Annotated in this window: 15 protein-coding genes; 10 read left to right on the forward strand and 5 right to left on the reverse strand. The window is 65.8% G+C overall.

Features of this window, described 5'->3' with window-relative positions; genetic code table 11:
• Positions 1–56: 56 nt before the first annotated feature.
• The 4 genes from dapD to LK459_RS17810 all read right to left on the reverse strand — a co-directional run bounded on the left by dapD (position 57) and on the right by LK459_RS17810 (position 3,075).
• Positions 57–1,025 (reverse strand): 2,3,4,5-tetrahydropyridine-2,6-dicarboxylate N-succinyltransferase, encoded by a 969-nt coding sequence (gene dapD, locus LK459_RS17795; protein ID WP_083835907.1) that lies wholly within the window; start codon positions 1,023–1,025, stop codon positions 57–59.
• Positions 1,026–1,085: 60 nt separating this feature from the next.
• Positions 1,086–1,373, reverse strand: coding sequence for a hypothetical protein (locus tag LK459_RS17800; RefSeq protein ID WP_227919853.1), 288 nt, complete (start codon positions 1,371–1,373; stop codon positions 1,086–1,088).
• Between the two features lie 173 nt (positions 1,374–1,546).
• Positions 1,547–1,837, reverse strand: coding sequence for a hypothetical protein (locus LK459_RS17805; protein ID WP_227919855.1), 291 nt, complete (start codon positions 1,835–1,837; stop codon positions 1,547–1,549).
• A 221-nt stretch (positions 1,838–2,058) separates the two neighbouring features.
• Positions 2,059–3,075: a zinc-dependent alcohol dehydrogenase family protein gene (locus tag LK459_RS17810; RefSeq protein WP_227919856.1), complete on the reverse strand. Its 1,017-nt coding sequence runs from the start codon at positions 3,073–3,075 to the stop codon at positions 2,059–2,061.
• Between the two features lie 48 nt (positions 3,076–3,123).
• Here LK459_RS17810 and dapE point away from each other — a divergent pair, with 48 nt between their 5' ends.
• The 9 genes from dapE to LK459_RS17855 all read left to right on the forward strand — a co-directional run bounded on the left by dapE (position 3,124) and on the right by LK459_RS17855 (position 11,270).
• Positions 3,124–4,260, forward strand: coding sequence for a succinyl-diaminopimelate desuccinylase (gene dapE, locus LK459_RS17815; protein ID WP_007238876.1), 1,137 nt, complete (start codon positions 3,124–3,126; stop codon positions 4,258–4,260).
• A 77-nt stretch (positions 4,261–4,337) separates the two neighbouring features.
• The gene (locus LK459_RS17820; RefSeq protein ID WP_227919857.1) at positions 4,338–5,156 is read left to right on the forward strand and encodes an LOG family protein; all 819 of its coding nucleotides are present in this window, start codon (positions 4,338–4,340) and stop codon (positions 5,154–5,156) included.
• Positions 5,153–5,689 (forward strand): LOG family protein, encoded by a 537-nt coding sequence (locus LK459_RS17825; RefSeq protein WP_007238874.1) that lies wholly within the window; start codon positions 5,153–5,155, stop codon positions 5,687–5,689. The genes LK459_RS17820 and LK459_RS17825 overlap by 4 nt, the downstream gene beginning before the upstream one ends.
• Positions 5,690–5,744: 55 nt before the next feature.
• A complete protein-coding gene (locus LK459_RS17830) occupies positions 5,745–7,517 on the forward strand; it encodes a long-chain-acyl-CoA synthetase (protein ID WP_227919861.1) in 1,773 nt (590 codons plus the stop codon).
• A gap of 108 nt (positions 7,518–7,625) precedes the next feature.
• Positions 7,626–8,501 carry a dihydropteroate synthase gene (gene folP / locus LK459_RS17835; protein WP_039994020.1) on the forward strand — a complete coding sequence of 292 codons (876 nt, stop codon included), beginning with the start codon at positions 7,626–7,628 and terminating at the stop codon, positions 8,499–8,501.
• On the forward strand, positions 8,498–9,541 hold the full coding sequence (locus LK459_RS17840; protein WP_227919862.1) for a glucosyl-3-phosphoglycerate synthase: 1,044 nt from the start codon (positions 8,498–8,500) through the stop codon (positions 9,539–9,541). The genes folP and LK459_RS17840 overlap by 4 nt, the downstream gene beginning before the upstream one ends.
• 36 nt (positions 9,542–9,577) lie before the next feature.
• Positions 9,578–10,030 carry a DivIVA domain-containing protein gene (locus LK459_RS17845; RefSeq protein ID WP_227919863.1) on the forward strand — a complete coding sequence of 151 codons (453 nt, stop codon included), beginning with the start codon at positions 9,578–9,580 and terminating at the stop codon, positions 10,028–10,030.
• Positions 10,031–10,188: 158 nt separating this feature from the next.
• Positions 10,189–10,356 carry a DUF3117 domain-containing protein gene (locus LK459_RS17850; RefSeq protein WP_004019232.1) on the forward strand — a complete coding sequence of 56 codons (168 nt, stop codon included), beginning with the start codon at positions 10,189–10,191 and terminating at the stop codon, positions 10,354–10,356.
• A gap of 5 nt (positions 10,357–10,361) precedes the next feature.
• The gene (locus LK459_RS17855; protein ID WP_322590791.1) at positions 10,362–11,270 is read left to right on the forward strand and encodes a putative RNA methyltransferase; all 909 of its coding nucleotides are present in this window, start codon (positions 10,362–10,364) and stop codon (positions 11,268–11,270) included.
• Here LK459_RS17855 and glgA read toward each other — a convergent pair.
• Positions 11,249–12,415, reverse strand: coding sequence for a glycogen synthase (gene glgA / locus LK459_RS17860; protein ID WP_217997290.1), 1,167 nt, complete (start codon positions 12,413–12,415; stop codon positions 11,249–11,251). The genes LK459_RS17855 and glgA overlap by 22 nt on opposite strands.
• 101 nt (positions 12,416–12,516) lie before the next feature.
• On the opposite strand from glgA, the gene glgC reads away from it, so the two are divergent.
• Positions 12,517–13,731 carry a glucose-1-phosphate adenylyltransferase gene (glgC, locus tag LK459_RS17865; RefSeq protein WP_039994013.1) on the forward strand — a complete coding sequence of 405 codons (1,215 nt, stop codon included), beginning with the start codon at positions 12,517–12,519 and terminating at the stop codon, positions 13,729–13,731.
• The last annotated feature ends 56 nt before the right edge of the window (positions 13,732–13,787 follow it).

The raw sequence follows: 13,787 nt of genomic DNA on the forward strand, positions 1-13,787 counted from the left end.
CCGGCACGCGACGCGTCGCTCGCAGGTGTCAGAAGCGCGTGTTTCAGCGCCGGATCTCAGTTGTTCTTGTGCAGCGCCTCGTTGAGCGCGATGCCGTCGCCCTTCCACGGCACCACCTCGACGGCGCCGGTGAGACTGTTGCGGCGGAACAGCAGGTTCGACTGACCGGAGAGTTCACGCGCCTTGATCGACGCGCCGTCGGGTCCGGTGACCTTGGTGCCCGCGGTCACGTAGAGGCCTGCCTCGATGACGCAGTCATCGCCAAGCGGGATGCCGCACCCGGAGTTCGCCCCGAGTAGGCACCGCTTACCCAGGGAGATGATCTCCTTGCCGCCGCCCGACAGCGTGCCCATCGTCGACGCTCCGCCACCGATGTCCGAGCCGTCGCCCACGACGACGCCCGCCGAGATACGGCCCTCCACCATCGACGAACCGAGCGTGCCCGCGTTGTAGTTGACGAAACCCTCGTGCATCACGGTCGTGCCGGGGGCGAGATGCGCACCGAGACGTACGCGATCGGCGTCGCCGATGCGCACTCCGCCGGGCGCGACGTAGTCGACCATGCGGGGGAACTTGTCGATGCTGAGCACCGTCACGTGGCCGCGGGCCCGCAGGCGTCGGCGAACCTTCTCGAAGCCCTCCACCGGGCAGGGGCCGAAGTTGGTCCACACGACGTTGGACAGCAGTCCGAAGATGCCTTCGAGATTCGCCTGGTGCGGCTCGATGAATCGATGCGACAACAGGTGCAGTCGCAGGTAGACGTCGTAGGCGTCCGTCGGTGCGGCGGACAGATCGGCGATCGAGGTGCGGACAGCGACGATCTTGACCCCGCGTGCCTCGTCGAGTCCGACCAGATCGTTGAGGTGGGTGGGGATCTCGTCGCCCTCGAGGATCTTGGTGTCGGCCAGATCAGGTGTTGCGAGTTCGGGGTCGGGGTACCAGACGTCGAGGACAACGCCGGGATCCGCCGACCCCCCGTTGGTCACCGTTGCGATGCCTGTTGCGTATGCGCCATTCGTCGTCACGGGCAGGAGTTTACCGGCGAGCTCGTCCCGCAGGTGGGGAGGTCGCCGGTACTCACCCGCTCAGTGCTGGTGATACATGAGGTCGTATTCGGCGCGGTCGTGATCGCTGTTGACCGGAAAGAACGCACTGTGGTGCATCCGGTGACTCAACGTGACCAGGACCGCTGCGCTCGCCACGAAGGCGGCAACCATCACGACGCCCCAGACGATCCCCGCGGTGTGCTCGCCGGTGGCGAACATGGTCAGCGAGACCGCCAGCGACAAGAAGCCGACCAGCACAAGGACGAACGCGACGACACCCATCGGATGGTTGCCGTGCGAGACATGTGACCTGTGAAAAGTGGTCATGGCGCCATCTCCTCGATTCGACGACGCCCCTCACCTTAGTGTTACCGAGATCACATTCTGACGGTCGAAGCGGGCAAGATTCGACCGTCACCGGGCCCGGACGATCGCGCGAGGTCGGGACCCGTGTCACTCGCGGATCCCGACCCCGCGCGGTCGGCTTCTCCGAACGCGCGTCACGCGGCCTGGTGGCGGTAGACCTCCAGGTAGTGCTGCTTCTCGCTCGACGTCGAATCCGGCAGTAGCGCGCTGTGGTTGAGGCGTCGTGTCATCACCGAGACGATGCCGATGCCCACCGACATCGCGATCACCGCGACGATCGCGGCGACGACGGCGGCTGTCCCGTTTCCGAATGCGAGTGCGGTCAGTGCGAGCGGTGCGGCGCCGAAACCGATCAGGAAGATCGCGAAACCGACGATGGCTGCGGGGTGCTGCGGGTTGTCGGCGTGCGTGCGCTGGATGGACATCGAACATCATCTCCTCGACGAGTGTGGTCTACATGTCCATGCTCGACCCCGGTTGCGCTGGGGGAGAGGGTCTTTCGTCCCATCCGCGGTGGGTCTTCGGCAGCGTGATCCCGACGCGGCCCGATGAGTATGACGAGCGGTCCGCGAATCCGGGGCGTCTGTCATACAGATCGGCGACAGGTGGGAGATGACAGTCCGGGTAGTCCAGACACATCGGGCAGTCAGGGCCGCAGCAGGGTCTTGATCGCCCGGCGTTCGTCCATCGCCGCGTAGCCCTGCGCCACCTCGCTGAGCGGGAGTTCGAGGTCGAATACCTTGCCGGGGTTGATCTCCCGGTTCGTGATGCGGGTGATGAGCTCCGGCAGGAAGCGTCGTACCGGAGCCGGTCCGCCGTGTAGATGCACGAGCTTGTAGAACAGTTGGTCGCCGGGGATCTCGACGCCGTGTGCCACTCCGACGAATCCGACGTGGCCGCCGGGCCGCGCCGAATCGATGGCCTGCGTCATCGACTGCTGGGTGCCGACCGCCTCGATCACCGAGTGCGCGCCCACTCCGTGCGTGAGGTCCTTCACGACGCTCACACCCTCGTCACCGCGCTCGACCACGATGTCGGTCGCGCCGAACTCCAGCGCGAGTGTCTGTCGCTGTTCGTGGCGGCTCATGACGATGATCCGCTCGGCGCCCAACTGCGCGGAGGCGAGCACCGCCAGCAGTCCGACCGCGCCGTCGCCGACGACCACGACGGTCTTGCCGGGGCCGACCTCGGCCGCGGTGGCACCGAACCACCCCGTGCCCAACACATCCGACGCGGCGAGCAGATCCGGCACGACCTCGTCATCGGGCACCTTGGGTGTGGCGACCAGCGTGCCATCGGCCAACGGCACCCGCAGATACTCCGCCTGGGCTCCGCGGACCGGAGCCCGGTGCACGCATCCGGTCTGGTACCCGGCCAGGCAGATCTCGCAGGTGTTGTCGGAGGCGAAGAACGAGCCGATGACGAACTGTCCCGGAGCGACGGTGCGCACCGCGGAACCGACCTCCTCGACGATCCCGACGTACTCGTGTCCCATGTGGACGGGGCGGTCGATCGCGTTGATCCCGCGATAGGTCCACAGATCCGAACCGCACACGCACGTCGCGGTGAGTCGCACGACGGCGTCGGTCGGTTCGTCGATCTGCGGACGTTCGACCTCCTCGAATCGGACATCGAAGGGCGCGTGAATGACGGTGCCGTACATGTATTCCAGTCTGCCATCGCGTCTCGGACACGGCGCAGCGATAAATTGGTGGTCGTGAGTACATCCCGAACACCGGTCACACACCTCGATCTGCGTGCCGATCCCGTCGAACTGACCGCGGCCCTCGTCGACATCGAGAGCGAGTCGCGCAACGAGTCCGCGATCGCCGACGCCGTGGAAGAGGCCTTGCGCGAGCAGACGATCGGGTTCGACGTGCTCCGGCACGGCAACCGCGTGTTGGCCCGCACCGACAGGGGTAAACCCAGCCGGGTCATCCTCGCCGGTCACCTCGACACCGTCCCGGTCGCCGACAACCTGCCGAGCCGACGCACCGTCGACGACGTCGAGGGTGATGTGTTGCACGGCTGCGGCACGGTCGACATGAAATCGGGCGACGCGGTGTTCCTCCACCTTGCGGCCACGATGGACGACCCCGCCCACGACCTGACCCTCATCTTCTACGACTGTGAGGAGATCGCCGCCGAGTACAACGGTCTGGGAGTTCTCGAACGTGAATTGCCCGAATGGCTTTCGGGAGACGTCGCCATTCTCGGTGAGCCGACCGCAGGCCAGATCGAGGCGGGTTGCCAGGGGACACTGCGTGTTCGGCTCACCGCGTCGGGTACGCGTGCGCACTCCGCGCGATCCTGGATGGGCGACAACGCGATTCACAAGCTCGGCGGTGTGCTCACTACGCTCGCGAACTACGAACCCCGCCACGTCGACATCGACGGCTGCGAGTACCGCGAGGGGCTGTCGGCCGTCGGCATCGGGGGAGGTGTTGCGGGCAACGTCGTCCCCGACGACGCGTGGGTCACCATCAATTTCCGCTTCGCTCCCGACCGCAGCGTCGACGACGCGCTCGACCACGTCCGCGACGTCTTCGCCGAAGACCTCGACACCGAGATGATCACACTCGAACTGACCGACGCCGCCCCGGGAGCACTTCCAGGACTGAGCCATCCCGCCGCGGCCGCATTGGTCGACGCCGCGCACGGCCGATTCCGCGCCAAGTACGGCTGGACCGACGTCTCGAGGTTCTCCGCGCTCGGTATCCCCGCGGTCAATCTCGGCCCCGGTGACCCGAATCTGGCCCATCGGGTCGACGAGCGCGTGCCCGTCGCCCAGGTCACCGAGGTGACCGAACTGCTGCGGACCTATCTGTCCGCACCGGCCCCGTCCTGACCGTCGGGTCCTCGTGGTCGTCGCGCACCGCGTTCGGGAGTGCCATCGGGTTGCGCACGCTTGCTAGCGTGACCTGCATGTCCGCAACGTCAGAGAACCCGCGTGATTCCGACGCCGTGTCCCAGCGCTACGACGAGGAAATCGTCGACGACGCCGCCGCCTGCTACGTCGGCCCGATGCGCATCCGCAGGGATCTGCAGCAACCCGAGACCACCGATCGTCGACTGCTGCAGTGGGTCGATCCCCGCGATCAGACGCTGCGGGCCGAGCGCACCATGCGTGATTCGTGGCGGGTGCTGCGCATCCAGTCCGAGTTCGTCGCCGGATTCGACGCCATGAACGACGTCGCCGAAGCGGTGACGGTGTTCGGGTCGGCCCGCATCCCCGAGGACACACCGGAGTACGACCTGGGTGTCCGGCTGGGTAAAGCGCTGGGAGACGCGGGCTACGCAGTCATCACCGGGGGCGGCCCGGGTGTCATGGAAGCCGCCAACCGCGGTGCAGCGCACACTGATTCGCGTTCTATCGGATTGAACATCGAGTTGCCGTTCGAGCAGCACCTCAATCCCTGGGTCGATCTCGGGATGAACTTCCGCTACTTCTTCGTGCGCAAGACCATGTTCGTCAAGTACGCGCAGGCATTCGTCTGCCTCCCGGGTGGGTTCGGCACACTCGACGAACTCTTCGAGGCGCTCACCCTCGTCCAGACCAAGAAGGTGGTGCGCTTTCCGATCGTGTTGCTCGGACGCGCGCACTGGGCGGGGCTGATCGACTGGATGCGTGACCGACTCCTCGAGGGCGGCATGATCTCGGCCGACGATCTCGATCTCTTCCACGTCGTCGACACACCGGAGGAAGCGGTCCAGATCATCACCGATGCGACCCCGACCCGATGACCGCGATCTGTGTGTACTGCGCGTCCGGTCCGGTCGAGCAGCGCTATCTCGACCTCGCCGCCGACCTCGGCACCGCGATCGGTGCAGCCGGGCACACCCTGGTCTCCGGAGGAGGCAACGTCTCGATGATGGGTGCCGTCGCGTCGGCGACGCGGGCCGCGGGCGGCACGACGGTCGGGATCATTCCGCGGGCGCTGATGGAGCGCGAGGTGGCCGACCTCGACGCCGACGAACTGGTCGTCACCGAGACGATGCGCCAGCGCAAGCAGTTGATGGACGACCGTGCCGATGCCTTCATCACGCTGCCGGGCGGAATCGGCACCCTCGAGGAATTCTTCGAGACCTGGACCGGCGGCTACCTCGGTATGCACGCCAAACCGGTAATCATCTGCGACCCCTTCGATTTCTATGCGCCGCTGCTCGGGTGGCTGCAACACTTGCGTGGCGAGGGATTCGTGTCGGAGCGATCACTATCCCGTCTCCGAGTGACCGAGACGGTGCCGGGCGCTCTCGCGTTTGCTACTGAGCGGTAAGGTGTCGAACAACACGTCAACGCGTGTCGGCAACGTAGCGGGAGGGTGGAAGTAGATGTCAGGTGACGCCACCAAGGTCGTCGGAATCACGGACGTGTTGAAGGGTGTCGCCAAGATGGCGCCCGACGCCGTCGGCATGATCAAGAACGCGCCGGGTCTGATCAGGCGTCCGCCCGATGCCAAGCGGACCATCGGGTCGATCTTCGCCAAGCGTGCCGCCGACCATCCCGAGCGCCCGTTCATCCGCTTCGAGGGCAAGACCATCACTTACGGCGAAGCCAATCGCCACGTGAACCGGTTTGCCGCGGTGCTCACCGACGACGGTGTGCGCAAGGGCGACGTCGTCGCCATCCTGTCGAAGAACTGTCCGACCGACCTCATGCTCATGCTCGCCACGGTCAAGCTCGGCGCCATCGCGGGGATGCTGAACTACAACCAGCGCGGCAGCGTGCTCGAGCACAGTGTGAAGTTGCTCGGTGCCCGGGTGCTGGTCTTCGATCCGGACTGTGCCGAAGCTCTCGAGTCCATCGAGGCCGACGTATTGCCTTCGCACGTCTACGATTTCGAGCAGTTCGAGAAAGAGGCCGACGGGAAGTCGGAGAGCAATCCGTCCATCACCGCGGAGCTGCCCGCGTCGACCGAGGCGTTCTACATCTTCACATCCGGCACCACGGGTATGCCCAAGGCGAGCGTGATGAGCCACAATCGTTGGCTTGCAAGCCTTTCCGGAATCGGTGGGCTTGCGGTGCGCCTCAAGCACAACGACACCATGTACGTTCCGCTGCCGCTCTACCACAACAATGCGCTCAGCGTCTCGCTCTCGTCGGTGCTCGCGGCAGGCGCCTGCATCGCCATCGGCAAGCACTTCTCGGCGTCGAAGTTCTGGGACGACGTCATCCGCAATCGGGCAACAGCGTTCTGCTACATCGGCGAACTCTGTCGGTACCTCCTGGCGCAGCCCGAGAAGCCCACCGACCGAGCACACGACGTCCGGCTCATCGTCGGCAATGGGATGCGACCCGACATCTGGGATGAATTCCAGCGACGCTTCGGCATCGAGCGCATCGTCGAGTTCTACGGTGCCAGTGAGCTCAACCTCGTCTTCGTCAATGCCTTCAGTGTCGAGCGGACCGCGGGATTCTGCCCGCTCCCGTACGCGATCGTCGACTACGACGACGAGGGCAAACCCAAACGCGACGCCGACGGCCGCCTGACCAAGGTCAAGCGGGGCGGCATCGGCCTGCTGCTCTCCGGCATCAACGACCGTGTGCCGATCGACGGATACACCGATCCCGCCGAGACCGAGAAGAAGATCATCCGAGGCGCTTTCAAGGACGGCGACGAATGGTTCAACTCCGGCGACCTCGTCCGTGACCAGGGTTTTTTCCACATCGCGTTCGTCGACCGACTCGGCGACACGTTCCGCTGGAAGGGTGAGAACGTGGCCACGACCGAGGTGGAGGCCGGGCTCGACGGCTACGACCAGATCAGCCAATCGGTCGTCTTCGGTGTGGAGGTACCCGGAACCGACGGCAAGGCGGGGATGGGTGTGGTCACCCTGCGCGACGGCGAACTCGACGGCAACAAGCTCGCAGCCCACCTCTACGACGTCCTGCCGGTGTACGCGATCCCGCTGTTCGTGCGCGTCGTCGACCATCTCGAAGCGACGTCGACGTTCAAGAACCGCAAGGTCGAGCTTCGTGACGAGGGCTACTCCGAGACCGGCGACGATCCGCTCTACGTGCTCAAGGGACGCTCGGAGGGATACGTCGAGTACTACGACGGGTACGTCGACGACGTCGCCAACGCCAAGGTGCCCAAGAACTGAGCGCATCGACGACGGACTCGTCGCGGACCGGGCGGGGCCAGAGCTGAGCCCGTCCGGCGCACACTCGCCGACGATGTGTCGATGTCGGCGATCGATACGCTGGCATCCATGAACGCGACCCTGTGCGGTAGGCCTGTGGCCGCCGACCGTGCCCTGGTGATGGCGATCGTCAATCGCACCCCGGACTCCTTCTACGACCGGGGAGCATCCTTCTCCGACGACGCCGCCACTGCCCGTGTGCACCAGGTCGTCGCCGAAGGTGCCGACATCGTCGACATCGGCGGCGTGAAGGCGGGGCCGGGCGTCGAGGTCGACGCGGCGACCGAAATCGAGCGTGTGGTGCCCATGGTCGAGTGGATTCGGGAGACCTATCCGGACCTTCTGATCAGTGTCGACACCTGGCGTGCAGAGGTGGCCGATCGCGCCTGCGCAGCGGGTGCGGACCTGATCAACGACACGTGGGCGGGCGCTGACCCGGATCTGGTCAAGGTCGCAGCCGCGCGCCGTGCCGGCATCGTCTGCTCGCATACGGGCGGCATGGCCGTTCGGACACGCCCGCACCGGGTCGCCTACGGGGACAGGCCCGAGGATGTGGTCGCCGCGGTGATCGCCGACGTGACGCGAGCGGCCGCGGCAGCCGAAGCAGAAGGTGTCGCCCGCGACTCAATCGTTATCGACCCGACACACGACTTCGGCAAAAACACTCACCACGGGCTGCTCCTGTTACGCCACGTAAAAGATCTTGTTAATACAGGCTGGCCAGTGCTGATGGCGCTCAGCAACAAGGATTTCGTGGGGGAGACTCTGGGTGTGGACCTCGACGGACGAGTGGAGGGGACACTGGCTGCGACAGCGTTGAGCGCCTCATCCGGAGCTCGGATCTTTCGCGTCCACCAGGTCGCCGCCACGCGTCGCGTGGTCGACATGGTCGCTGCAATAGCGGGAACACGACCTCCCGCCCGAACAGTCAGGGGACTCGCATGACCGATCAGGTACGACGGACCCACGCCCGCCACCGGGCGACCGCTTCGAACAACCGCGACCGCACCGCCATGTGGCCCGCACCTGCCGACAGCGCCGGCGACGAACGGGAATGGTCGAGCACGCACACGTGGGAACAGCCGGACTGGACCATCGAGGAGCTGGTGGAGGCCAAGCAGGGCCGCACGGTGTCGGTGGTCCTGCCCGCGCTCAACGAGGAGGAGACCGTCGCCGACGTGATCGCGACGATCCGTCCCCTCGTCGGCACCCTCGTCGACGAACTCATCGTCCTCGACTCCGGTTCCACCGACGCGACCGCCGAACGCGCGACAGCCGCGGGAGCGCGGGTCATCAGCCGTGAAGAAGCCGTGCCAGAGCTCGAACCGGTCAAGGGCAAGGGGGAGGTGCTGTGGCGGTCGATCGCTGCGGTGACCGGCGACCTCATAGCCTTCGTCGATTCCGACCTCATCGATCCCGATCCGATGTTCGTGCCCAAGATGCTCGGACCTCTCCTCGTGAACCCACAGATCCAGCTGGTCAAGGGCTATTACCGCCGACCACTGCGAACCGGGGCCACCCAGGACGCCAACGGTGGGGGTAGGGTCACCGAGCTCGTCGCCCGACCGCTGCTGGCATCGCAGAAGCCCGAGCTGACCGCAGTCCTCCAGCCGCTCGGCGGCGAATACGCGGGAACCCGCGAGCTGCTGTCGTCGGTTCCGTTCGCCCCCGGCTACGGTGTCGAGATCGGGCTGCTCATCGACACCTACGACCGCTACGGATTACACGGCATCGGACAGGTGAATCTGGGCGTCCGCACCCATCGCAACCGCCCGCTGATCGAACTCGGTGTGATGAGCCGCCAGATCGTCGGCACCCTCATGCGGCGATGCGGCATCGAGGACTCGGGAGCAGGGCTCACCCAGTTCACCGCGGAACCCGATGGCACGTTCACGCCGCACACCACCGACCTCTACCTTGAGGACCGTCCCCCGATGAACACGGTGCGCGCAGCCGACGCGGACGCCGAGGAGATGGCCAGCTGACCTGAGCTGCCGCACGGCGGCCATAGACTTCACATTATGCAGACGCTCTTGCTCTACCTGCTGATCATGGTGGTGGTCGTGGTCGCCGTGTTCGCTGTCGTGTGGTTCGTGTTCGGACGAGGTGAGGACCTGCCGCCGCTCGACGACGACACCACCCTCACCCGACTGCCCGCGGCAGGCATCGCGGGCGACGACGTGCGGGCACTCGTGTTCGCTCAGACGGTCCGCGGCTACAAGCCGCGTGAGGTCGATTGGGCGCTTGAACGTCTTGCCGCCGAGATCGACGAGCTACGTTCTGTCGTGCTCACGCTGCAGGCCCGCGATGGAGCCGAGCCCGTACCCGCGTCAGGTGCGCCGGTCTACGACTCCACGTCCGACCACATCTCCACATCCGACCTCGCCACGCCTTCGCCGTCGACGCGTCCGCCGTCCGCGGATGGCCGCGACACCGACGGTCGACGTCGCGCGGCGCCACCAGCCGACGACTGAGGCACGTGTGGTCCGAGGTCACCGAGCCCGGCGGAGGACACGCACGGATATGGCAGTCGGTCGGCCTCATCGGAGGAACACGTATCATTGACCCGGCAGCCGTGCGCTGTCGTCGGAGGACCACCACGGCGAGGAGAACTCTGAAGGGAGTTTGCGAAATGGCGGCGATGAAGCCACGTACTGGGGATGGGCCCCTGGAAGCAGCCAAGGAGGGGCGTGGGATCGTTGTCCGCATTCCTATCGAGGGTGGCGGTCGTCTCGTCGTCGAATTGACCGCCGACGAAGCCGCGGCCCTCGGGGAGGAACTGCGCGGGGTCACCGGCTGAACCAGGTGCCGCCATGGTCGGTCGGCCGCGTCGCCGACATCGTCGAGCAGCTCCGATGTCCGATCTGTGGTGAGCCCCTCGAGGTCGATGAACAAGGCCGGCGCCTGTTCTGCGCACATCGACATTCCTTCGACATCGCCAAGCAGGGCTACGTGTCCCTGCTCGACGGCCGGTCCGGTGCGCTCAGGTCCGACACCGCAGACATGGTCTCTGCTCGAGTCCGCGTTCACGACGCGGGTGTCCTCGGTCCGGTCGTGAACGCCGTGGTCGACGCCACGACAGACGCCTTCACGCCGCGGGGACCCGGCGCTGTCGGTGTGGACCGGTATTCACCGCTGATCGTCGACCTCGGTTCTGGACCCGGCCACTATCTCGACGCAGCGCTGGCCGACGCCGACGAGGCTCGTGGCATCGGAGTGGATCTCTCGAAATACTGTGCCCGCGCGCTGATGCGGCGCGTCGCGCGCGCGGGTGCCGTCGTCGCCGACGTCTGGCGTGACCTGCCGATCGCCGACGGTGTCGCCGACGTCGTGCTCTCGGTGTTCTCGCCGCGGAACGTCGACGAGACCGCTCGAATACTCCGGGAGGGCGGACGGTGGATCATCGTCACACCGCAACCCGATCATCTCGGTGAACTGATCGAACCGATGGCGATGCTGTCGGTCGCAGAAGACAAGGCCGACGCCCTGTCGGTGGCGGTCGGTAGCCGCTTCGACATCGTCGAGCAGCGTGTGGTCCGCGAGCGCAACGATGTGTCGGCTCCGGTGATCGCCGACCTCGTGTCCATGGGTCCCACCGCCTTTCACCGCGACCGCGACGAGATCGAGCGTGCGGCACACGCCTTCGCCTCGGCACCGACTCCGGTGACCGTCGCCGTCACCGTGACGGTCTGTCAGGCGAGGGTCGACCGGTAGACGTCGAGAGTCTGTTCGGCGATGGTGTCCCAGGAGAACTCGGATTCGGCGCGCTCGCGTCCGGCGACACCCATGGCGGTCGCGGTGGCGGGGTCTGCGACGACCTCGTTCACGGCCTCGGCAAGTCCGTGCTCGAATGCTCGTGTGTCGGCGGGGTCGTAGGGCACGAGGCGGCCGGTGACGTTGTCGCGCACCACTTCGGGGATCCCGCCCACGGCCGACGCGACGACCGCTGTCTGGCATGCCATGGCCTCGAGGTTGACGATTCCGAGTGGCTCGTACACGGACGGGCACACGAAAACATCTGCTGCGGTGAGTATCTCGCGGATTCGGGGTAGAGGTAGCATCTCGCGCACCCAGTGCACGCCGTCGCGCGCCGCCGACAACTCGGCGACGGCGGCCTCTGTCTCGGCGCCGATCTCGGGTGTGTCGGGAGCACCGGCGCACAGCACCAGCTGGATCGCCGGATCGAAGCGGTGAGCGGCGGCGACGAGATGTCCCACGCCCTTCTGCCGGGTGATGCGTCCGACGAAAGCGACCACGGGCCGCGAGGGATCCACGCCGAGTCGTACGAGCGTCGACTCCTGGTTGTACGGTTCGTCGACCGGATACCAGATCGTCGTGTCGATTCCGTTGCGCACGACGTGAACTCGGTCCGGGTTCAACCTCGGGTAGGCGTTGACCACATCGGCACGCATACCGGAGCTCACTGCGATGACGGCGTCGGCGTACTCGACGGCGTTGCGCTCCGACCAACTCGACACCTGATAACCCCCGCCGAGTTGCTCGGCCTTCCAGGGCCGTAGTGGTTCGAGGGAGTGGGCTGTCAGCACATGGGGGATTCCGTACAGGCGTGCGGCGAGGTGTCCAGCGGTACCGGTGTACCAGGTGTGTGAGTGCGCGATGTCGGCACCGGCGGCACCCTGTGCCATGCGGAGGTCGGTGGAGAGCATCGACAAGGCCGGATTGGCCTCGACGAGCGCGGGGTCGGGTGAGTAGACGTAGGCGTCGTCGCGCGGGACACCCATGCAGTGCACATCGACTGTGACCAGGCTTCGGAGGTGCCGGACCAGTTCGGTGACGTGGACACCGGCTCCGCCGTAGACCTCGGGTGGATACTCCCGTGTCATCATCGCCACCCTCATGGCACCTGACGCTAGCTGTAAGAGTGCCACTTCGCCATTCACGTGGTGGGGACGCGCGATTCGTATGGCCTCGCTCGTGGATGGCGGTTAAGTTGGGGGGTGTGAGATCGCAGCCGCACGTTCTCGGAATCGTCCTCGCCGGTGGCGAGGGAAAACGTCTGTACCCGTTGACGAAGGACCGCGCGAAACCGGCGGTTCCGTTCGGCGGTGCGTACCGGCTGATCGATTTCGTGCTGTCGAATCTGGTCAATGCCGGATACGAACGCATTTGCGTGCTCACCCAGTACAAGTCCCACTCGCTCGACCGGCACATCTCGCAAACCTGGTGGACATCGGGATTTCACGGTGAGTACATCACCCCGGTGCCGGCGCAGCAGCGTCTCGGGCCGCGGTGGTACACGGGTAGTGCGGATGCGATCTATCAGTCGCTGAACCTCATCTTCGACGAGCAACCCGAATACATCGTCGTGTTCGGTGCCGATCACGTGTATCGGATGGATCCGTCACAGATGGTCGAGGCGCATATCGCGTCGGGTGCCGAGGTGACCGTCGCGGGGATTCGTGTCCCGCGCGCTGATGCATCGGCGTTCGGTGTCATCGATTCCGACGACTCGGGGAACATCACGCGTTTTCTGGAGAAGCCGAGCAATCCGCCCGGTACCCCGGACGATCCGGACATGACCTTCGCGTCGATGGGCAACTACGTGTTCACGACCGATGCGCTCGTCGAGGCGATCATCAAAGATGCGGCCGACGCCGACTCCGACCACGACATGGGCGGCGACATCATTCCCGGTTTCGTCGATCGGAAGACCGCGTACGTCTACGACTTCAAGGACAACGAGGTTCCCGGTGCCACAGAACGCGACAAGGGTTACTGGCGCGACGTCGGGACACTCGACGCGTTCTACGACGCACACATGGATCTCGTATCGGTGCATCCGGTGTTCAACCTCTACAACCGGAACTGGCCGATCCGAGCCGAGTCGTTGAACGTGCCCCCTGCCAAGTTCGTGCAGGGTGGGTCGGCGCAGGACTCTGTCGTCGGCGGCGGCAGCATCATCTCGGGCGGGTCGGTGTCGCAGTCGGTGATCTCGGCGAATGTGCACATCGAGGACGGCGCGATCGTGGAGGGCAGCGTCTTGATGCCAGGTGTACGGATCGGGAAGGGTGCCGTCGTCCGCCACGCGATTCTCGACAAGAACGTCGTGATCTCCGACGGTGAACAGGTCGGTGTCGACCTTGTCGCCGACCGCGAGCGGTTCGCGGTGAGCAACGGTGAAGTGGTCACCGTCGGTAAGGGCACTCACGTCTGACCGCCGCGTCACGCGCCATTCGTCGCGCACTGCGCGAAGACAGCAGGGGAAGACAC

Origin of the sequence: Gordonia otitidis (assembly GCF_020735545.1) — a bacterium.
Lineage (GTDB): Bacteria > Actinomycetota > Actinomycetes > Mycobacteriales > Mycobacteriaceae > Gordonia > Gordonia otitidis.